This is a genomic window from Phaeobacter sp. JH20_29, from assembly GCF_048056175.1.
In the GTDB taxonomy this organism is placed as follows: domain Bacteria; phylum Pseudomonadota; class Alphaproteobacteria; order Rhodobacterales; family Rhodobacteraceae; genus Phaeobacter; species Phaeobacter bryozoorum.
The window spans coordinates 426641-446294 of the sequence record NZ_JAYMWO010000018.1 but is presented as its reverse complement, the minus strand read 5'-3'; the positions used below and the strand labels follow the sequence as shown (position 1 = coordinate 446294).

Here is a 19654-nt window from a genome sequence, read left to right as displayed (position 1 = left end):
TTGACGACAATTCGCGCGATTTGGTCCGGTATACGCCCCAATTCCGCCACCTTCATAAAGCATTAATAAGTGTGAAATTCCATTTCTGATGGCGCTGTGCCGGGGGGTTAAGCGGCTGGGGGTTCGACTTATGACTACGCGTTTTGACAAGATATCCATCGCGGCCCGCAAGGCCTGCCTGACCGCCTGTGTCCGTGGCGATGCGCGGCTGCGGGCGTTCCGCGCGGATGAATCGGGCGTGCTGCTGAAACCCATGGTGGGATTTCTGCTGTCGATGCTGGCCGTCGGCGGGATCGGCGTCGATCTGATGCGCATGGAGCGCGACCGGACCATCTTGCAATATACGCTCGACCGTGCGGTTCTGGCAGCAGCTGACCTCGATCAGCCACTGCCGCCTGCAGTGGTTGTTCAGGATTATCTCAACAAGGCCGGGCTGAACAAATATTACACCCCACCGGTGGCCGAAACCGGGATCGGTTTCAAAAAGGTGCAGAGCACCATCGACACCACATTTGAAACCCATATGCTGAAATTCTCCAGCGGTCAGGACATGCCTCTCTATGCGACCTCGCGCGCAGAAGAGAGCATTGACGGGCTGGAGATTTCACTGGTGCTGGATGTCTCCGGCTCGATGAACTCCAACAGCCGCCTGACCAACCTCAAGGTTGCGGCCAAAGACTTCATCGACACGATGGTCGCCAATACCATCGACAACAAGATGTCGATCTCGATCATCCCCTACGCCACTCAGGTCAGCCTCCCGGCGGATTTGATGGACCAATACACAACGACCGATGAACACGAATACTCCAACTGTGTGAATTTCACCGGCGCCCATTTCCAGAGCACCGCCCTGTCGACCGGGATCGAGCTGCAGCGCACAATGCACTTCAGCCCATGGTCCAGCGGTGATTACCGTCGCAGCTCGGACCTCGTCGCAAGCCCCGTCTGCGAAGATCGCGCAGACCGCGAGACGCTGCCGCTCCAGAAAGATGCAAACACACTGAAAACCTTCATCGACAACCTCTACGCAAGAGGCAATACGTCGATTGACGTCGGTATGAAATGGGGAACCGCCCTGCTCGATCCCTCCGCCCGCCCGGCCATCAGCGCGCTGGCCTCGGGGGGCGCTTCTATGGTTCCGGCAACCTTTGCCAACCGGCCTGCGAATTTCAACGACAGTGAAACCGTCAAGGTCATCGTCCTGATGACCGACGGTCAGAACACGGCGCAGTATTATGTGGAGCAGGATCACCGCGAGGGGCCATCCGACGTCTGGTACAATTCGGCGGCGACCGGATCCAATCCGCGCTATTCGCTCTATGACCCGCAGCGCGACAAATACTGGTGGGATCGCCTCAACCGCTGGGAAGACCACGCCTATGGTCAGGGCAGCTACCGCAAATGCGACAGCTATAGCTGCTGGTGGCAGGACGAACAGGGCGAGCCTGCCAATGTGCAACGGTTGAGCTACGCGGATCTCTTTGCCGACACGTCGCTGAAGTATCTCTATTCCAACCTCTATGGCGACTGGATGGGGCAGTCCTCGGCGCGCAGCGTCTGGTACTACGGTGTCTATGACTACTGGAACACCAGCGTCAAAAACGCCCGCACCAGCGCCATCTGCACCGCTGCCAAGAACCAGGGCATCGTGGTCTATACCATCGGCTTTGAAGCGCCCAGCGGCGGCACTGCGGTGCTGAAGGACTGTGCCAGCTCGGATGCCCATCACTTTGACGTCAACGGGCTGGAGATCAACGACGCTTTTGCCTCGATCGCCACGTCGATCCGCCAGCTGAGGCTGACCCAATGACCTGTCACCTCCCGCATAAGGGCCTCCATCGGCTGCGCCGGGCGCTGCGCCTGTTTCGCGATCGCGAAGACGGCAATGCCACGGTTGAATTTGCCATCGTGATCCCGGCCTTTCTGTTCCTGCTGATGAATACCGTGGAACTGGGCATGATCACCATCCAGCAGTCGATGCTGGAGCGGGCGCTGGATCAGACAGTGCGCGGCCTGCGCCTGTCGACCGGCGTGCCCAAACAGCACAATGAAATCCGCGATGAGGTCTGTAGCCGGTCCGGTTTTATCCGCGACTGCGGCACATCGCTCAGGCTGGAAATGGTCCAGGTCGACCCCTACGCCTGGATGCCCGTCGATCCCGAGCCCGATTGCATCAACCGGGTCGAGGACGTGCAGCCGGTCCGAACCTTCGTGACAGGGGCGTCAAACGAGCTGATGTTCATCCGCGCCTGCATGGCGTTCAAACCGGTCTTTCCCCACTGGGGCCTTGCCGATGACATGGACAATGACGCCGACGGCCGGATCCGCCTCTATGCGACCTCCGCCTTTGTTCAGGAGCCTCGGTAAGCCATGTTGACCAATATCCGCGCCCTGTTTCGCCGCTACAAGCGAGAGACCGACGGTTCCGTCTCGGTGGAATTCGCCTTTTATATGCCGCTGCTGCTCGGTGTCTTTGCGGCGATCTACACCTATTTCGATGCTTTCCGGCAGGAAGGTGTGAACCTCAAGGCCGCCTATACGATCTCGGACCTCATCTCGCGGGAGACCTCCACGCTCAACGAGGACTATATCGACAGTATGCACGAGCTGGCCAAGCTGCTGATCCGCGTGGATTCGTCGATCTCCCTGCGAATTTCGGTGATCCGCTGGGACGAGACGGACAACCGCTACTACGTTGACTGGTCCAAGGTGCGCGGCGGACAGTTCGCGGAATGGCAGGACGCCACGATCCAGCAGGTAAAAGCCAACCTGCCAAACATGCCCGATCAGGAGCGGGTCATTCTGGTGGAAACCCGCAACGACATCGACCCTGCGTTCAACATCGGCCTGCCAGCCATGGACATCGAGAATTTCGTCTTCACCCGACCCCGCTTTGCACCACAGGTAAAATTCGAAGGTCAGGATGGCAGCGGCGGCGGCCATGACGACAGCACACCGTCAACAGACTGACACCCTACGGACCACCCAAGAGTGGATCGAACAACAAAGGCGCCTCCGGTAACGGTGGCGCCTTACTATGTTCGTCGAACAAATTCGGTCTCAGACCTGTGGTTGCCCCGCCTCACGCCGTGCAATCATGATGGCGAGGATCTCGGCCATGGATTTGCTCTGCGCCCCCGGCGTCACACCCCCAATGCCAATGCGATGTCCCAACCGCCACCAAAGCCCGGGCCGCCAGCTGCGGTCGCCCTTTGAGGCGGTGCGGATCAGAAACCCGTTTGACGGCTTGAACGCAAATACGCCGCGATCCACCGCGACGACATCTGCGACCTCGGCGATCACTGCCCCGTCAGAGCTGCGCAGCACCTGTTCTGTCAGCTCGATCCGCAACGCTGTCGCCTGCCACAGACGCATCGCCAGCCACAGGCAGAAACCGCCGATGGCCAGCAGGAACACCAGCCAATGCGCGGCAGGCGGCGTGGCCAGTGCAACATAGATCACCAGCGCCCCCACCACGACCAGCATCACTGTTGCCAGCAGCCGTCGCGGCGCCGAGGCATTGATGGTTGCCAAAATCTCATCGCTCATCTCGCCCGATCCAGTCATCTCGCCCATCACCTGCTCCCTCAGCCTGTTCGTCGCGCCCCGCCTGCATCATGGGGTCGGTCCGGGCGGATGTACCCTGATTGCGTCTGACCGCATAGCCCCCCTGTTGTCGCGGCACCGCTGCACCAGGGGCAGTACCGACTGCGGCTGTGCGCTCCCGCACATCAGCCGTTAACCGGAAGGGCTTTTCGACACACTCGCACAGGCCTATCTATGACGGAGCAATCAGCAACCGGAGACCCGCCATGTCGATCCGCCCTATCCTAGAGACCCGCCCCGCCACTCCGGCGCTGGAGGGCGCAGGCGTCAAACTGCATCGCGCTTTCGGCTTCCACGACCCCAGTGAACTGGACCCGTTCCTGCTGTTTGACGACTTCCGCAATGACCACCCTGCGGATTTCGAAGCGGGGTTTCCCTGGCATCCGCACCGCGGGATCGAGACCATCACCTATGTTCTGGACGGCACCGTTCAGCACGGCGACTCACTCGGCAACAACGGTGTCCTGGGCGCAGGTGACGTGCAGTGGATGACCGCAGGGTCAGGCATCCTGCATCAGGAAATGCCAAAGGGCAACGCAAAGGGTCAGATGCACGGCTTCCAGCTCTGGGGCAATCTTCCCGCCAGCCAGAAGATGACGGCGCCGCGCTATCAGGACATCACCGCCAAGGACATTCCCGAGGTCATCGACGATGACGGCACCCGCGTAAAGGTCATCGTGGGCGAATTCTGGGGCAAGCGCGGCCCGGTGGACGGAATTGCCGCCGACCCGCAGTATCTGGATGTCTCGGTGCCGCCCGGCGTGAAAAAGACCTTCTCCATCGACACCTATCGACGGGCCTTTGCCTATGTCTTTGCCGGTCAGGGCGCTTTTGTCGATGCCGCCCCGCCACAGGGGGTCCTGCTGGAAAAAGAGGTCGCAGGCGAAGAGCTGCATATCCGCGACATGTCAGGGGATCGCACATTGGTGCGTTTTGGCAGCGGCGAGGAAATTACTGTGCAGGCAGGCCCCGATGGCCTACGCTTCCTGCTGATCTCAGGCGCGCCGATCGAGGAACCCGTGGCCTGGCACGGCCCGATCGTGATGAACACCCAGGAAGAGCTGCGGCAGGCCTTCAGGGATCTGCGCAACGGCAGCTTTATCCGTCCGGCGCATTAGACCTCAAACATCACCGCCCCGGCGGGTGCGGCGTCAACAGCGCCGCGCCCGCTGTCGGGCTGTCAGGCGCGCACGGATTTCTGCACCATATCCCAGTAAATCGCCTCGACCTCATCCAGCGACAGACGTCCACCGCTGCGATACCAGGTCATCACACCGTTCAGCATCGCAATCACCGCCAGCGTCGCGATCTTGGTATCGGGGATGTGAAACACCCCCAGCCGCACGCCATCCTTCAGGATGGTCTCCAGCGTATTTTCATATTCGCGGCGCAGGGATTCGATGGCAGCGAAATTGTCCTCTGACAGGTTTCTCAGCTCCATATAGGCGATGAAAACCGCATCGGGCCGTTCCAGGTGAAAGCGAATGTGAAACCGGGTAAAGGCCTCAAGCCGCGCCACCACATGGTCCTCGGCACTGCCGGTTGTAACCGCCTGATCGGGGCTGCGCTGATCCTGCCAGGCCTGCAACAGCTCGGTCATGTGACCCTCCATCAGGCTGAACAGCAGGCTCTGCTTGTCTGGTGTATAGTTATAGAGCGCCCCCGCCTGCACCCCGACTTCTGATGCGATCTGGCGCATTGAAACAGCCGCATACCCATGCTGGGCAAACAGCTGCAGGGCGGCGGCACGGATGCGTGGGCCTGTGATATCGGAATGTGAACCTTGGGTACGTGCCATGCCTCAACAATATCTGAACAGGTGTTCAGATAAAAGCCCCGCTTGTGCCTTTTCACCAATATGTGCATCAAGGGAACAGCGAACAAGGATGGTTTTGATGCAGTTGACCGCAGAGCCCGAGAACCGGCCGCAGATGCCCGCAACTGATAACGAGCGGGCGGCATGGATCAGCCACGGGACCACCATGCGCCTGACCTTGCTGACCGCGGCCGTGCTGCTCTGCGGCTGCGCGCGGGTGCCGGAGCTGGAAGACCGGCTGACCCCAGACCTGCGCGGTGCCGATTATCCGGCCCTTGTTCCGCTGGAGCAGGCCCTGAACCCCGAGACGCCCCCCGCCGAGGAGAGCAAAGCGCTCGAGCAGACGCTGGAGGCGCGCGCTGCCCGCCTTCAGGCCCGCGCCGATGCGCTGCGCGCAGCCCAGCCCTAAGCGACACCTGCCTTGGGCGCCGGTCGAGATCCCCCTGCGCGTGGATCCTGCGCGCTGGTCCCAGCCCCTGCTGATCCGTCTCATGCGGCTGCATTGCTGCCGCCAAAACCCGCTCTTCGGAATTGTCCGCCCGGAGCCGCCGCTGCCGTTGCACCGCTGCGCCGAACCCGCTAAGGCGGGGAGACGTCTTTCGGAATTAAAGGATCCCCAGCTATGACAGAGCCGCTTCGCCTTGGTATCGCAGGTTTGGGCACGGTTGGCACCGGCGTGGTCAAGATCGTCCGTCGGCAGGCGGCCATGCTGGAGGCCCGCACCGGACGCCGCATCGAGATCACCGCGGTTTCGGCGCGCGACGCAAGCAAGGATCGCGGCGTCCCGCTCGGCGACTACGCCTGGGAAACCGATCCCGTGGCGCTGGCAACCCGCGACGATGTGGATGTCTTTGTCGAGCTGATGGGCGGCCATGAAGGCGCCGCAAAGGCCGCCACCGAGGCCGCGCTGGCGGCGGGCAAGGATGTGGTCACCGCCAATAAGGCGCTCCTGGCGATCCACGGTCAGGCTTTGGCCGAACAGGCCGAGGCCGCAGGCCGTGTGATCCGTTTCGAGGCCGCTGTGGCCGGCGGCATTCCGGTGATCAAATCCCTGACCGAAGGTCTGGCCGGTAATCAGATCACCCGCGTCATGGGCGTGATGAACGGCACCTGCAACTACATCCTGACCCAGATGGAAGCCACCGGTCAGGGCTACAATGCCCTGTTCGAGGAATGCGGCCGCCTGGGCTACCTTGAGGCCGATCCGAACCTTGATGTGGGCGGCATTGATGCCGGGCACAAGCTTGCGATCCTTTCGGCCATCGCCTTTGGCACCAAGCCCGCCTTCGACGACGTGCAGCTGGAAGGCATCCAGCGCATCAGCCTGGATGATATCCGCCACGCCGCCGACATGGGCTACCGCATCAAGCTTCTCGGCGTTGCACAGCGCACCGGGCGTGGGTTGGAACAGCGCATGACCCCCTGTCTGGTGCCGGCGGATTCACCGCTTGGCCAGCTGGAAGGCGGCACCAATATGGTCGTGATCGAAGGTGACGCAGTTGAACAGATCGTTCTGCGCGGCCCCGGCGCCGGCGAGGGCCCAACCGCCAGCGCGGTCCTGGGCGATATCTGCGATCTGGCCCGTGGCACTCGTCTGGCCACCTTTGGTCAGCCTGCCACCTCGCTGGAGGATGCCCCCGCCGCCCGCACCAGCCTGGCCGCACCGCATTACCTGCGCCTGGCGCTGCTGGACAAACCCGGCGCGCTGGCCAAGGTGGCGGCGGCCCTCGGCAATGCCGGCATCTCGATCGACCGGATGCGCCAATACGGCCATACCGAACCGACCGCTCCTGTGCTGATCGTCACCCACAAATGCACCTCCAGCACCCTGCAGACCGCGCTGGAAGACCTCGCCAAGACCGATGTGGTGGCAAGCGAACCCGTTGCCCTGCGGATTGAAGAGGTCTGACAGGCCCAAACGCAGAAAAACACCGGTAGCGGCGCCGATTGCAGCGCGCCGTTACCGCCAACTGCCCTTGCCCGCGCTGCCAGATGCAGGGTATGCGACGGCACCGACCCGGGATTGAGATAGGACATTGGCTATGACTTCTGACACCAACGACGCCGCATTCAACGACCGCCTGCTGTCGCTCGGCCTGGCCCGTGTGGCCGAACAGGCCGCTCTGGCCTCGGCACCGCTGATCGGCCGCGGCGATGAGAAAGCCGCCGATCAGGCCGCCGTCAACGCCATGCGCGAGCAGCTGAACCTGCTGGACATCGCAGGTGTCGTGGTCATCGGCGAAGGCGAGCGTGACGAGGCGCCGATGCTTTATATCGGCGAGGAAGTCGGCACCGGCAACGGCCCCGGCGTCGATATCGCTCTGGACCCGCTGGAAGGCACCACGCTGACCGCCAAGGACATGCCCAATGCGCTGACCGTCATTGCCATGGGACCGCGCGGCTCCATGCTACACGCACCTGACACCTATATGGACAAGCTGGCTGTCGGCCCGGGCCTGCCCGAGAATGTCGTCTCCCTCGACATGAGCCCGCGTGAACGGGTCGAAGCCCTCGCCAAGGCCAAGAACTGCGCGCCCGGCGATATCACCGTCTGCATTCTGGAACGGCCGCGTCATGAGGCCATGATCGCCGAGGTCCGCGAAACCGGGGCCTCGATCCGCCTGATCACCGATGGCGACGTTGCGGGCGTCATGCATTGCGCCGAAAGCGAGATCACCGGCATCGACATGTATATGGGCCAGGGTGGCGCGCCTGAGGGCGTACTGGCCGCCGCTGCGCTGAAATGTATGGGCGGGCAGATCTTTGGCCGTCTTCTGTTCCGCAACGACGATGAGAAAGCCCGCGCCGCCAAGGCTGGCATCACCGATCTGGACCGGGTCTACAGCCGTGATGAAATGGTGACCAGCGATGTGATCTTTGCCGCGACCGGCGTCACCGGCGGTTCGCTGCTGCCGTCGATCAAGCGCCAGCCGGGCTGGGTTGAGACCACCACCTTGCTGATGCGATCCAAGACAGGCTCGGTCCGCCGGATGAGCTATCGCACTCCGCTGAGCGCGCATCAGTAAGCTCTGACCGTGCGGCTTGCAGCACCGGTCGGGATTTGAGTATTTGAAGAAAGGTGAAAGGCCGGGTCCGCGCAGATCCGGCCTTTGCCATGGTCAGCCCCGGTATCGGACTAGGGGCGGGCACGCAGGAAAGGGGCGCAGATATGAGCTTTCTGGGAGTTGAGACCTCGCTCACCGGTCGTCGCTGGATCGGTCCAGACGTGGACACCGCCCGCGCCGCCGAGATGATGGAACAGCAGACCACCCTGCCCCCGGCCGTCTGTCAGGTGCTGGCCCGACGCGGCGTCCCGGCGCATGAGGCCAGCGGCTTTCTGACCCCGCAGCTGAAGGAGCTGCTGCCGGACCCGCGCCGGATGAAAGATATGGAAAAGGCCGCCGCCCGGTTTCTGCAGGCGGTGGAGCGGCGCGAGCGGATTGCGGTCTTTGCCGATTATGATGTGGATGGCGGGTCTTCTGCCGCACTGCTTCTGGTCTGGCTGAACCAGGTCGGCCTGAGCGCCACGCTCTATGTCCCGGACCGCATCGACGAAGGCTATGGCCCCAATGACGAGGCGATGGCCGCCCTGGCGCGAGATCACGATCTGATCGTCTGCGTCGATTGCGGCACGCTGTCTCATGGCCCGATTGCCGCCGCCAAAGGCGCCGATGTGGTGGTTCTGGACCACCATCTGGGCGGCGAAACCCTTCCCGACTGCGTGGCGGTGGTGAACCCCAACCGTCAGGATGAGGACGGCGATCTGGGCTATTTCTGCGCCGCGGGTGTGGTGTTCCTGATGCTGGTCGAGCTGCGCCGCCAGATGCGCGACAAGGGACTTGGCACCGGGCCGGACCTGATGGCGCTGCTGGATCTGGTGGCGCTGGCCACCGTTGCGGACGTGGCGCCGCTGATCGAGGCCAACCGGGCGCTGGTCCGTCAGGGGTTGAAGGTGATGGCCGCCCGCCAGCGCCCCGGCCTGGTGGCGCTGGCCGATGTCTCGCGGATGGATTCGGCCCCTTCGACCTATCACCTCGGCTTCCTGCTTGGGCCTCGGGTCAATGCAGGTGGCCGCATCGGCAAGGCCGATCTGGGCGCGCGCCTGCTGGCGACCACGAATCCTGCCGAGGCCGAAGCAATCGCGGCCCGGCTGGATGAGCTGAACACCGAGCGTCGTGATATTGAAAACGCCGTTCGCGCCGCGGCGCTGGAACAGGCGGAGGCGCGCGGACTGGATGCACCGCTGGTCTGGGCCGCAGGCGAGGGCTGGCATCCGGGCGTTGTCGGCATTGTCGCCTCGCGCCTGAAGGAAGCCGCAGGTCGCCCCGCCATTGTCATCGGCCTTGACGGCGACGAGGGCAAGGGGTCGGGCCGCTCTGTCAGCGGCATCGACCTTGGCGCCGCGATCCAGCGGGTCGCCGCCGAAGGGCTGCTGATCAAGGGCGGCGGTCACAAGATGGCCGCTGGTCTGACTGTCGCGCGCGACCAGCTGGAGCCCGCCATGGCACGGCTGAGCGAGCTGTTGGCGAAGCAAGGCGCCGGTGATCTGGGGCCAAGCGCCCTGAAGCTCGACGGAATGCTGATGCCGGGTGCCGCCACGGTATCGCTGATCGAACAGATTGAACAGGCGGGCCCCTTCGGCGCGGGCGCACCGGCCCCGCGCTACGGGTTCCCCGATCTGCAGGTACGCTTTGCCAAACGGGTTGGTGAAAGCCATCTGAAACTCTCGCTCAGCGACGGGCTGAGCAGCGGGATTGACGCCATCTGCTTTGGTGCCTTTGACACTCCATTGGGACAGCGCCTGCTGGACCACGGCGGCGCGCGGTTCCATTTTGCCGGGCGCCTTGAAATCAACACCTGGGGCGGCCGACAGTCGGTGCAGCTGCGACTGGAGGATGCGGCAGAGGCCTGACCGCGCGCCGCCAGCAGAGCCAGGGAGAGCACAACAATCTCCAGCTTTTGGCGGGGACAAAATAAATCGCGATGCCGGTGTTTTTTGGCTTGCGGCTTCCGGCCTGAGCCACTAAATACCCGCTCACACCAAGTGGCCCGTTCGTCTATCGGTTAGGACGCCAGGTTTTCAACCTGGAAAGAGGGGTTCGATTCCCCTACGGGCTGCCACTTTTCCTCCCCTTGCATATCCCTGCTGATAGTGACGCCCCTGTTGCCTTTTGCGCGTCTGCGTGGCCTGCCTGCGGGTCTCCCGCCGTCATGTTCCCTTGCAACACCGGCAAACGGCCCGTTCGAATAAATCCGAAAAGCTCTGATTATATTCTGAGGTTTTTCAGAAGCTTGCAGAGATTTTTGCGATTTGGAAAAAACTGGTCTTCTTGTGAAAATCCCTCTTGCACCGGGGCAGCGTACTCAGTAAACACCCCCTCACAGACCAAGTGGCCCGTTCGTCTATCGGTTAGGACGCCAGGTTTTCAACCTGGAAAGAGGGGTTCGATTCCCCTACGGGCTGCCACTGTATCTCCCCAGATTTTGCTTAGAGATGCCTACGCGCTTGAGACCCAACTGGTCCTATTGGTGGGTTCAAAGGGTATCCGGGTCTCGAATATATCACCCGTTTTCCCCGCAGATGCTGAGCCCCTGCGCAACGGGTGATCTGGCAAATCCATCTGAAAAACTGCCTCCGATGCGCCTCCTGCGACGTCTGCCGATGAGACAGGTCCAACTCGCGGGTCGCGAAATCAGGCCGCAGGGAGCATCAGACGCCTGAAGGCCGCGCGCAGGTCGCGCCGCCGCGGAACAGCCGCTTAAATCGGCTTGACGGTGTCTTTGTCTTCCATACCCGGTTGGTAAAAGAAATGGCGCGCGCGCCCGGCGTTTTTCGCCGCATAGAGCGCCACATCGGCCTGATTGAGCAGTGTCGCGGCATCCAGCCCGGCAGAAAACATCGTAGAAAGCGCGGTGCCTGCGCTTGCCGAGATCTTGCAGGTCTTGTCGCCAAAAGGGATCGGCTCTTCTATGCTGGCGATCAGACGGCGCGCGATGCCCGATAATTGGATCCGGTCAATAAGCCCCTCGAAGATCAGAACAAACTCATCCCCGCCGACCCGGGCAACGGTGTCGTTCTGGCGGGTACATTGCACCATAAGCTTTGCCACCCGCTGTAGCACGGTATCGCCGGCGGCGTGACCAAGCGTGTCGTTGACCTCTTTGAAGAAATCCAGATCCACATGCATCAACGAGAAATCCCGGCCCGAGGCAATCAGCCGGTTGAGGATATGGTCCATCGCGCGGCGGTTCTTGACCCCGGTCAGCGTATCAGTGAAGGCCTGTTCCTCGGCGGCGATTTTTGCCCCCTGCAGGCGCAGATTCAGCTGGCGTGACGCCTCCATCGCGGCCGATTTGGCCTCAACCAGATAGAGCATCTCGATGGTCAGATCGGTGGGGGAGAAATCGGCGCTGGTCAGGTCATAATCACGCACGGCCTCAAGCACGGAAATACCAAAAGACAGGTTGATGAACCCACCCTTCCCCTCTGGAAACGGTGCCAGAACCCCCTTCAGGCCGGTCTGCGGCGCATCGCGGAAATTCAGGTGCAGTTTGGCCCCCGCCGTCTTCATCAGATCCTCGGTCGAGCGCACCCGGCGCGGCCGCGCCAGATCAAAGATCCGAAAGAACCTGCTGCCCAGCCATTCCGTATCCGGGCGCAGCTTTCGCAGCGTCGGTCCGACCCCGGTAATCCGACCGTCATGGTTAATGACCACATGCATCGGGCAGATTTCATTGGCGATGGAGGAGATTTCCTGCATGCTCAGCATCATAGCGAATGGGCCCCAAGATCGAAGGCCCGGCCTTCGGCAAATTCGGTTTCGACCAATGTGATCGATATCACCTCGGCATTGTCCTGCGTGCCGGAGTGGTCAAGGAAGACCAGATCGCCGTAGTCATCCGCCATCGCCCGAAGCACGCCCATCAAAACATGGGCATAGCCCGGCAGACCCGGCTGGCAATGCAGTTCGAATTGCCCCGGCGCCTGTTCGATCAGTTCCAGTCCGGGCAGGTTCAGATCCGATACCGCAAGCCGCGCACGATCCGGCAGATCGTCCAGAGAATGCAGGAATTCCACATAGTTAACCCCGCCAAACCGCAGCAATCTGCGCAGCGACTCCAGCTGCGGGTTCGACACCAGAAACGTGCCCATATCCTCAAGCATTTCAGGCAGCGGACGCCTCAGTAGCTCTTCGGCGGTGTGCAGCATGGTCTGGGATTGTTCATCCGTGTAGGTGAGCATGGCTTCGAACTCGCTGAAGCCGAGCTCTGCCGAATCCATAATCGCCTGCCAGCTCTCCGTTCCGAAGGTGGTGCTGACAAACGCCTGGAATGCCCTGTTGATCAGACCGTGCATCACTGGCCCCTTGCTACATGTCTCTACTTTTGGCCCAGCCTGGTTAATAAAGGGCCAACAATTAAAATTGCTACGGTTTTCCCTCAACCGTCGATCAGGGGGTTATCAGAACCTCCAAATCGCCCAATTTCAACGTATTTTGCCGCGCGGGCGAGATTTCGAAACGACCCGCCTGCGCCGCCGCCAGCAGGGCCTCGACCTGCGCTATGGTCTGCTCTGTCCGGGCCGCCTCTCCAAGCAGAACGCTGCCCAGCATCTCGGCCCCATCCGGGCCAAACCGCAGGGCCAGACTCTCAAGCTGGGCACCGTTGCGGCCCTCTCTGAACAACAGCAGCGCCTGATCGTCGGCCGCATCAGCACTCACCCCGAGTGGCCCGCGAACCAGCACACATCCGGCGGCGCCATCCGGCAACAGCTGTTTGCAGCCCCGGATCCAGCGGACCAGCTGATAACGTCTCAGCCCCCTGAAATCCTCAGGGGTCGGCGCCGCTCCGGCTGGCTGCACCGGCATCACCTCCAGCAGGTCCCGGCGCAGATCATCGGTGACATCCTGCACATCCGCCGCCAGTTCCCAATAGGTCGCGGCACTGCGCGCCTCTTGCAGCCGCATCGTCAGATCCGTGTTGCCCGAGGCCTCGGCATAGGCCGCCAGCTGCTCCAGCCCGTCGCGCCCGGCCGTCCCCCACCGATGCGCCATCTGCCACAGGGGCAATTCCGCCGCTTCGGCCTCGCCCGCCAGCACCCGCGCCACCTGGCTCTTGGCGGCAATACGCCCGGCATCCACAACCGGTGTCAGGATCAGGGCCAAGGCGGCCGCGGTCACCAGCGCAAGGCCAACAGCCGCCCGGCGCAGCCGACCGGACCACCCTGACCCGCCAAAGACGGCACAGCCTGCATAGGCCAGCCCATGCAGCAGCAAGACCGCCGCGAACCACAGCGCATAGACCCGATCCGGGGTCCAGCCATATTGCCGCACGCGCATCAGCACCGCCCAGACGGCAAGCCCGGTCACCAGCATCAGCGCACCCGCCAGCAGGCGCGCGGCAGCCCCGTTGACCCCGCTCGGGTGCTGTTGCCAAGTCAGCGCCACGCAGACCAGCATCATCATCACAAGAGCCATCGCCATCAGGGTTCCCGCCGACGACAGCTGGCCAAAGGCGCTGGACAACCCCTGCACAGGGATAGCGGCCAGGAACAGGCCGACCACCAGCGCAACCGGGATCAACAGCAGGCTGAGCAGCCGGAACAGCAGCTGAGGCGCACCGCTGCCACCCAGATCCTGCACCACCGCCAGCCCCAGCCCAAAGACAGCGCCGCTCAGCATCAGCGCCAGCCAGTCGATCTCGGCGATATCTTCCAGCAGGGTGATGTTCACCAGATCAAGAAGCGCGTGGGACAGAAATCCCAGGATCCAGAACACCAGAACAAACCCGGCACCACAGGACAGGCGGAACAGCATCCCCCAGCTGGCCGACGACAGATCAGCAAAACGCATCCAGCGCCCCGGCTGCGACATCCGCAACAGAACAAAGGGGCAGGCGATCGCCACCAGCACCACGGCCACCAGGACCAGAACTTGGTTGTCAAAGAGACCTGTTGCGACCTCGTACCGCGTTCCCGCCAGCAGCATCAGACCCGTGATCGGCAGCGCGATCCACAGCGCCCCCCGCAGCGCCCGCGCCAGCGATACCGGGCCAATCATCGCAAGCGCCGCACCGCAAAAGCTGGAGAGAAAGGCAAATACCGCCAGGAACCCGGCCTCCGGCAGGACCGTCTGATCCCAGGACCGCGCCAGCAGCCAGAAGGCAAACCCGCTGCCAGCCCCCAACGCCACCATCGGCAAGCGGGCCCGTAGCAAGGTCGCGGTATCCGGATCAGTCATGGTTGCGATTCTCTCGTTAGACCGCCCTGATTTATACAATCGCATCAATTAATGGCAGAGGTCCGAACAGGCGAAACTTCCCCTCAACCGGGATTAGAAGTCCGTGGGGGCACCTCCCTCGGATTTTCGCCGTGCGACAAACTCCGCCAGCTCCTCGCGCAGAGCGGGATCCAGCGGTGGAGCCTCAAACCGGGCGATGATCTCCTTGAACAGGTTATGGGCGCGCTGCGGGGTCCAGATGGCGCCTGCCGCCTCCCAGGCCTCGTAATTGCGCCAGTCGCTCAGATAGGGCTGGTAAAACGCGGTGCTGTAGCGGTCCTGAGTGTGCTGGATGCCAAAGAAATGGCCGTCGTTCCCGACCTCGCGAATGGCGTCCAACGCGATATCCTCAGGGCCGGTCCCAATGATCTCAGGCTGCATATAGCGCTGTATCTGCTGGAGAATTTCGCAATCCATGATGAATTTCTCGGGGCTGGCGATCAGCCCGCCTTCCAGCCAGCCCGCCGCGTGATAGACCATATTGGTGCCGGACTGCACCGCCGCCCAGAGCGAATTGGAGGTCTCCCACATCGCCTGCCCATCAGGCACATTCGCCGCGCAGACACCGGAGGATCGCATCGGCAGCCCATAGTAGCGCGCCATCTGCCCGGTCATCTGGGTCGAGCGCATATATTCCGGTGTGCCAAAGGCCGGGGCGCCGGACTTCATATCCACATTGGAGGTAAAGGTGCCGATCACGCAGGGCGTCCCCGGGCGCACATATTGAAACAGGGCAATGGCCGACAGCGCCTCCGCGATGGATTGCGCAACAGCACCGGCCATGGTCACCGGCGCCATCGCCCCCGCCAGGGTAAAGGGCGTCACGACAATCGCCTGACCACGGCGCGCCAGCCGCAGACAGCCGTCGATCATCGGCTGATCATGTTTCAGCGGCGAGGTGGAGTTGATGTTGGTATACATATGCGGACGGGCCTCGAACTCCTCATGAGTAAGCCCTGCGGCGATGCGCACCATCTCCATCACATCCTCGACCCGCTCCTTGCCCAGCGAATAGGCGTGCATCGCCTTGTCGGTCAGCGTCAGCTTGTCATAAACCACGTCCAGATGCCGCACCGAGGCATGGATATCCACGGGTTCCACCGGGTAGCCACCGGCAAAATGAATGCAGTTGAAATACTGGGTCAGCTTCAGCAGGTTCTGGCACTGCTCGCGGGTGCCAGCCACCTTCGCATTGAGCGACATGTCCCAGTAGTTCGGTGGTGAGGAGACATTGCCGAACAGCAGGTGATTGCCGCCCACCGGCAGGCTATGGTTCGGGTTGCGCGGGGTGATGGTGAACTCAGACGGTGCCTTGGCGATCATCTCCAGCACGAACTCACGATCCAGATGCACGCGGTCGCCGACCACCTTGCAACCCGCTTCCCTGAAGATCGCAAGCGCCTCATCGTTGAGGAACACGATGCCGATCTCTTCCAGGATCCGCATCGCGCCATCATGGATCGCCGCAACCCCCTCAGGCCCCAGCGGTTCCACCGGGCGGTCGATGTTGCGCGGAATCGACCAGGGCATCTGTTCGATCACCGCATCGCCGCGCCGGGCAGCTGCCCCCGCGCGCCCACCACCGCGCCGTCTGGATGTGGTCTCGGATGTCATGGCGGCCCTCCCCTGCTGTCATCCAGCCGCAGCAGACACATTGAGATGCGCCCGACCGTCGGCTCATGTCTCTCAGCAGGCCCTGTTCACACCGGGCAGGAATGCCTGTTCCCGACAGGTTTTGTCGCTTTTCAGCGCCAAACCGTCTCAGAACACATATTTCTGGGCATATGTGTCCAGTCCGTCAAACCCTGACCGCCGGTCAGCGATCCAGCCAGGCCGGGATATGGCCAATATCCGGCAGGACCACATCGGCATGCGCTTCCAGCTCCGCCGCCCCGGCAAGGCCGGTCAGAACCGCGATCCGTCGCATCCCCGCCGCCGCACCGGCCTCCAGATCGTGCAGGCTGTCGCCCACCATCGCCGTCCGCTCAGGTGCGATCCCGGTGGCGGCGCAGAAGGCCAGCAGCGGATCGGCATCCGGCTTTGCGCCATGGCCGCTGTCGAACCCCGCCACAAAGGCAAAGCGATCCAGCACACCGACGCGGCTCAGCTGCGATTTGGCCGAGAGTTCCGCATCATTGGTCATCACCCCAAGCACCTTGCCCCGCGCCAGCAGATCATCAAGGAAGGCCGCCAATGGCACCGCCTCTGCAAGCTCTGCCGCCCCGGCGCTTTCAGCCATGTAACGCTCCAGCGCATCCAGATCCATCGTCGACACATATGGCGCCAGAGCCTCGGCAACCTGTCGATTGGTCGAGGCGATCACCAGACTGCTGGGCAGGATCTTTCCCGTCTCCAGGTCAAAATCTATCGCCGCCGCCATCGCCTGCAACCGCTCGGCATCGCCGTCCGACAGCAGCTCCAGCATCCGCCGGGTCCAGCGGTTCCAGGTCTCGGCAAAGTCGAACAGGGTTCCGTCCTTGTCGAACAACAGGGCATCAACGGGCATGGGCTCTCCTAGATCAAAGCTCTGTTTCATCCCGCGCCCTGACATCAGCGCAACGGGTCAGACGCGGAACGGTTGCCCGCAGGCCGCCGGAGACGTCGCCCGAGTCATAGGCGATTGCCACGCCCCACGCCAGAGCGCGGCAGCACCGCCCAGATCGCCTGGTTCAGAGAGGTTAATCAAACCCGTTAACACCGCGCCCACCGGCCGCGCACGTCAGCGTCACATTCCCGCCATCACAGCCGTTGCAGACCTGCCGCCCCGGCTGGGAGTCGTGACTGGGCGTCCCTGCCGCGTGGCTCAGGTCCAATGCACCTGCGAACCGCCGGGCAACGCCATCCGCGCCTGCATCGGTTGATCATAGGCCAGCCCGACACTGTCGCAGAACTGTATGACCCAGGCATCATCCATGGTCAGAAAATCAAGGACGGACCCCAGAAACTCGGGATTTGCGGCCTGATCGCGCAGATCCGCCTCGCTCGCTCCGGTTGCGCCCAGAAAGACCGGCAGCAACTCATCATTGCCCGCCAGCCAGGCAAGCGCTTTTAAGCCCAAAGTCTCGGCTGCATCGGCGGAAAATAGCATATGGGCACACATTCCTGACACTTCGCTGTCAAATTGATGAAAATACGAAAGGGTTTGTTAACCAGTCTCATTAAAACTTGAGTCAATTCCAATGCAAGGGGCGAAAGGGCACCACGTGCAGGGCACTATCCTCATCATCGACGGGGTTGCGACCAACCGGATCATGCTAAAGGTCCAGCTGTCCGCCGCCTATTACCGGGTGGTTCAGGCCGAAACGGTCGCCGATATTGCCAAGACCGCCAGACGCTGCCGCCCCGACCTGATCCTCAGCGCGATGTCGCTGCCCGATGGCGAGGCGATGGATGTGAAACAGGCGCTGGCCGCAGATGACCAGCTTGCCGAAATCCCGATGATCGCCATTGATCGCGACAACGACGCCGACCGCCGTCTGGCCGCTCTCAGCGCCGGCATCGACGACGTGCTGTGCCAGCCGCTCGACGACACCATGCTTCAGGCCCGCATCCGCAGCCTGCTGCGCGCCAGCAGCACCCACGAAGAGCTGCATCTGCAACAGGGCGGCTCGCATGGCTATGCCCTTCCCCTGTCCAGCCCGCATATCAGCGCCGGTCTGAGCGGTGCCCATGTCGCGCTGGTCACCGAACAGACCGCCACTGCCGTCTACTGGCAGGCGCAGCTCGCGCCGCGGGTTCCCTACCACCTGTGCAACCACCAGTTCAGCGCCGTGCATCCGCTGATGCGCGAACCGGTGCCGGATGCCATCGTGATCGAACTCGGCCGCAATACGCTGGCGCAGGGCCTGCGCCTGCTGGCCGACCTGCGCGCCCGCGCCGCCACCCGGAAATCCGTCGTCATCGCTGTCGTCCACCCCGCCGATCCCGCCATCGCCGCAGAAGCTCTGGACCGGGGCGCTCATGATGTGCTCCAGTCCGGGTTCGATGTCGCCGAACTGGCGCTGCGACTGGATAGCCAGCTGCGCAACAAGGCGCGGATCGACCAGCTGCGCGACAATCTGCGCAACGGGCTGCGCGCCGCCGTCGAAGACCCGATGACCGGCCTCTTCAACCGCCGCTATGCCAAGCCATTTCTGGAGCGCGTCGCGCAGACATCGGCCAAGACCGGCGAGACATTTGCCGTCATGCTGGCCGATCTGGACCACTTCAAGCAGATCAATGATCTCTACGGCCACCCGGTCGGTGACGCCGTGCTGATCGAAGCGGCCAAGCGCCTGCAGACCGCGCTGCGCCCGGTAGACCTGCTCGCCCGCATCGGCGGCGAGGAATTCATGATCGTGATGCCCGCGATCGGCGAGGCCATGGCCGAGGCCGCCGCCAGCGATCTCTGTAACCGGATCAACAGCAAGCCGTTTCACATCGCCGGTGTCGAGACACCGATCTATGTGACCATCAGCATCGGTGCGGTGATCGGCGGGCGATCGACCCCGGCAGATCAGCACAGCCGCACCGCGCTGTCGCCTCAGGATCAGGACAGCGCCGTCAGCGCCCTGATCACCAATGCCGACCGGGCGCTTTACGCGGCCAAACATGCCGGACGCAATCAGGTCTCGCTCGCGGAGCTTGCCGCCTGACGCAGTCCACCACGGCTCCGGGACTTCTTGCGGGGCAAACGGCTCAGAGATATCCGCGCGGACCATGGCGCGGCGCAGGACACAGACCACGACCACCAGACACGGGACAGTGTTATGGGCGCCAGCGGCCACAGACCGGGACAACCCGGCAGGCCACTGGCACAGACGCAGGCAGGACCGGCCGAGCAGCCAAAGGGTCCAGAAACATGAAACGGGGCAGCGATCCTCTCACTGCCCCGTTTGGTATGGCTGCAATTCGACGAGGTGCTATATCCCGGTCATACGCACCTCATGCCTGTTAGCCTGCGCAGCAATGG

At 62.8% G+C, this 19654-nt stretch carries 17 protein-coding genes and 2 tRNA genes; 11 read left to right on the top strand and 8 right to left on the bottom strand.

Annotated features, from left to right (window positions below; genetic code table 11):
* Nucleotides 1–130: 130 nt before the first annotated feature.
* The 3 genes from VWZ85_RS17065 to VWZ85_RS17055 are packed head-to-tail and all read left to right on the top strand — an operon-like array spanning nt 131 to nt 2973.
* On the top strand, nt 131–1813 hold the full coding sequence (locus VWZ85_RS17065; protein WP_340544962.1) for a pilus assembly protein TadG-related protein: 1683 nt from the start codon (nt 131–133) through the stop codon (nt 1811–1813).
* Nucleotides 1810–2370: a TadE/TadG family type IV pilus assembly protein gene (locus tag VWZ85_RS17060; protein ID WP_416540471.1), complete on the top strand. Its 561-nt coding sequence runs from the start codon at nt 1810–1812 to the stop codon at nt 2368–2370. The genes VWZ85_RS17065 and VWZ85_RS17060 overlap by 4 nt, the downstream gene beginning before the upstream one ends.
* Nucleotides 2371–2373: 3 nt before the next feature.
* Nucleotides 2374–2973, top strand: coding sequence for a TadE/TadG family type IV pilus assembly protein (locus VWZ85_RS17055; RefSeq protein WP_416544086.1), 600 nt, complete (start codon nt 2374–2376; stop codon nt 2971–2973).
* Nucleotides 2974–3063: 90 nt separating this feature from the next.
* Here the strand turns inward: VWZ85_RS17055 and VWZ85_RS17050 are convergent, their stop codons facing one another.
* Nucleotides 3064–3579, bottom strand: coding sequence for a hypothetical protein (locus tag VWZ85_RS17050; RefSeq protein ID WP_416589258.1), 516 nt, complete (start codon nt 3577–3579; stop codon nt 3064–3066).
* 236 nt (nt 3580–3815) lie between these two features.
* On the opposite strand from VWZ85_RS17050, the gene VWZ85_RS17045 reads away from it, so the two are divergent.
* Nucleotides 3816–4727 carry a pirin family protein gene (locus tag VWZ85_RS17045; protein WP_340544957.1) on the top strand — a complete coding sequence of 304 codons (912 nt, stop codon included), beginning with the start codon at nt 3816–3818 and terminating at the stop codon, nt 4725–4727.
* 62 nt (nt 4728–4789) lie between these two features.
* Here VWZ85_RS17045 and VWZ85_RS17040 read toward each other — a convergent pair whose 3' ends face one another.
* Nucleotides 4790–5407, bottom strand: a complete 618-nt coding sequence (locus VWZ85_RS17040; RefSeq protein ID WP_340544955.1) for a TetR/AcrR family transcriptional regulator — start codon at nt 5405–5407, stop codon at nt 4790–4792.
* 97 nt (nt 5408–5504) lie between these two features.
* Here VWZ85_RS17040 and VWZ85_RS17035 point away from each other — a divergent pair, with 97 nt between their 5' ends.
* The 6 genes from VWZ85_RS17035 (at nt 5505) to VWZ85_RS17010 (ending at nt 10892) form a co-directional block, all read left to right on the top strand.
* Nucleotides 5505–5834 (top strand): hypothetical protein, encoded by a 330-nt coding sequence (locus tag VWZ85_RS17035; RefSeq protein ID WP_416539309.1) that lies wholly within the window; start codon nt 5505–5507, stop codon nt 5832–5834.
* Nucleotides 5835–6047: 213 nt separating this feature from the next.
* A complete protein-coding gene (locus VWZ85_RS17030; protein ID WP_340544952.1) occupies nt 6048–7334 on the top strand; it encodes a homoserine dehydrogenase in 1287 nt (428 codons plus the stop codon).
* A gap of 133 nt (nt 7335–7467) precedes the next feature.
* Nucleotides 7468–8451, top strand: a complete 984-nt coding sequence (gene glpX, locus VWZ85_RS17025; RefSeq protein ID WP_340544950.1) for a class II fructose-bisphosphatase — start codon at nt 7468–7470, stop codon at nt 8449–8451.
* A 143-nt stretch (nt 8452–8594) separates the two neighbouring features.
* On the top strand, nt 8595–10337 hold the full coding sequence (gene recJ / locus VWZ85_RS17020) for a single-stranded-DNA-specific exonuclease RecJ (RefSeq protein WP_416544083.1): 1743 nt from the start codon (nt 8595–8597) through the stop codon (nt 10335–10337).
* A gap of 134 nt (nt 10338–10471) precedes the next feature.
* Nucleotides 10472–10546, top strand: a tRNA-Glu gene (locus tag VWZ85_RS17015).
* A gap of 271 nt (nt 10547–10817) precedes the next feature.
* Nucleotides 10818–10892: transfer RNA gene (locus VWZ85_RS17010), tRNA-Glu, on the top strand.
* Nucleotides 10893–11184: 292 nt separating this feature from the next.
* Here the strand turns inward: VWZ85_RS17010 and VWZ85_RS17005 are convergent.
* From VWZ85_RS17005 to VWZ85_RS16980, 6 genes are all read right to left on the bottom strand, one after another.
* Complete coding sequence (locus VWZ85_RS17005) at nt 11185–12195, bottom strand: diguanylate cyclase domain-containing protein (RefSeq protein WP_416534817.1); 1011 nt, start codon at nt 12193–12195, stop codon at nt 11185–11187.
* The gene (locus VWZ85_RS17000; RefSeq protein ID WP_340544946.1) at nt 12195–12782 is read right to left on the bottom strand and encodes a heme NO-binding domain-containing protein; all 588 of its coding nucleotides are present in this window, start codon (nt 12780–12782) and stop codon (nt 12195–12197) included. The genes VWZ85_RS17005 and VWZ85_RS17000 overlap by 1 nt, the downstream gene beginning before the upstream one ends.
* 94 nt (nt 12783–12876) lie before the next feature.
* Nucleotides 12877–14664, bottom strand: a complete 1788-nt coding sequence (locus VWZ85_RS16995) for a DUF4153 domain-containing protein (protein ID WP_416589256.1) — start codon at nt 14662–14664, stop codon at nt 12877–12879.
* Between the two features lie 93 nt (nt 14665–14757).
* Nucleotides 14758–16317 (bottom strand): trimethylamine methyltransferase family protein, encoded by a 1560-nt coding sequence (locus VWZ85_RS16990; protein ID WP_416589254.1) that lies wholly within the window; start codon nt 16315–16317, stop codon nt 14758–14760.
* A 202-nt stretch (nt 16318–16519) separates the two neighbouring features.
* Complete coding sequence (locus VWZ85_RS16985) at nt 16520–17209, bottom strand: HAD family hydrolase (protein WP_416539306.1); 690 nt, start codon at nt 17207–17209, stop codon at nt 16520–16522.
* Nucleotides 17210–17506: 297 nt separating this feature from the next.
* Nucleotides 17507–17791 (bottom strand): DUF3572 domain-containing protein, encoded by a 285-nt coding sequence (locus tag VWZ85_RS16980; RefSeq protein WP_416543093.1) that lies wholly within the window; start codon nt 17789–17791, stop codon nt 17507–17509.
* 115 nt (nt 17792–17906) lie between these two features.
* Between VWZ85_RS16980 and VWZ85_RS16975 the strand changes: the two genes are divergently transcribed.
* Nucleotides 17907–19337: a diguanylate cyclase domain-containing protein gene (locus VWZ85_RS16975; protein ID WP_416589385.1), complete on the top strand. Its 1431-nt coding sequence runs from the start codon at nt 17907–17909 to the stop codon at nt 19335–19337.
* The last annotated feature ends 317 nt before the right edge of the window (nt 19338–19654 follow it).

What these genes read in the sequence shown, in the direction of transcription:
- VWZ85_RS17065 (WP_340544962.1), top strand. Translation starts at nt 131, where the DNA reads ATGACTACGCGTTTTGACAAGATATCCATCGCGGCCCGCAAGGCCTGC.
- VWZ85_RS17060 (WP_416540471.1), top strand. Translation starts at nt 1,810, where the DNA reads ATGACCTGTCACCTCCCGCATAAGGGCCTCCATCGGCTGCGCCGGGCG.
- VWZ85_RS17055 (WP_416544086.1), top strand. Translation starts at nt 2,374, where the DNA reads ATGTTGACCAATATCCGCGCCCTGTTTCGCCGCTACAAGCGAGAGACC.
- VWZ85_RS17050 (WP_416589258.1), bottom strand. Translation starts at nt 3,579, where the DNA reads ATGGGCGAGATGACTGGATCGGGCGAGATGAGCGATGAGATTTTGGCA.
- VWZ85_RS17045 (WP_340544957.1), top strand. Translation starts at nt 3,816, where the DNA reads ATGTCGATCCGCCCTATCCTAGAGACCCGCCCCGCCACTCCGGCGCTG.
- VWZ85_RS17040 (WP_340544955.1), bottom strand. Translation starts at nt 5,407, where the DNA reads ATGGCACGTACCCAAGGTTCACATTCCGATATCACAGGCCCACGCATC.
- VWZ85_RS17035 (WP_416539309.1), top strand. Translation starts at nt 5,505, where the DNA reads ATGCAGTTGACCGCAGAGCCCGAGAACCGGCCGCAGATGCCCGCAACT.
- VWZ85_RS17030 (WP_340544952.1), top strand. Translation starts at nt 6,048, where the DNA reads ATGACAGAGCCGCTTCGCCTTGGTATCGCAGGTTTGGGCACGGTTGGC.
- glpX (WP_340544950.1), top strand. Translation starts at nt 7,468, where the DNA reads ATGACTTCTGACACCAACGACGCCGCATTCAACGACCGCCTGCTGTCG.
- recJ (WP_416544083.1), top strand. Translation starts at nt 8,595, where the DNA reads ATGAGCTTTCTGGGAGTTGAGACCTCGCTCACCGGTCGTCGCTGGATC.
- VWZ85_RS17005 (WP_416534817.1), bottom strand. Translation starts at nt 12,195, where the DNA reads ATGCTGAGCATGCAGGAAATCTCCTCCATCGCCAATGAAATCTGCCCG.
- VWZ85_RS17000 (WP_340544946.1), bottom strand. Translation starts at nt 12,782, where the DNA reads ATGCACGGTCTGATCAACAGGGCATTCCAGGCGTTTGTCAGCACCACC.
- VWZ85_RS16995 (WP_416589256.1), bottom strand. Translation starts at nt 14,664, where the DNA reads ATGACTGATCCGGATACCGCGACCTTGCTACGGGCCCGCTTGCCGATG.
- VWZ85_RS16990 (WP_416589254.1), bottom strand. Translation starts at nt 16,317, where the DNA reads ATGACATCCGAGACCACATCCAGACGGCGCGGTGGTGGGCGCGCGGGG.
- VWZ85_RS16985 (WP_416539306.1), bottom strand. Translation starts at nt 17,209, where the DNA reads ATGCCCGTTGATGCCCTGTTGTTCGACAAGGACGGAACCCTGTTCGAC.
- VWZ85_RS16980 (WP_416543093.1), bottom strand. Translation starts at nt 17,791, where the DNA reads ATGCTATTTTCCGCCGATGCAGCCGAGACTTTGGGCTTAAAAGCGCTT.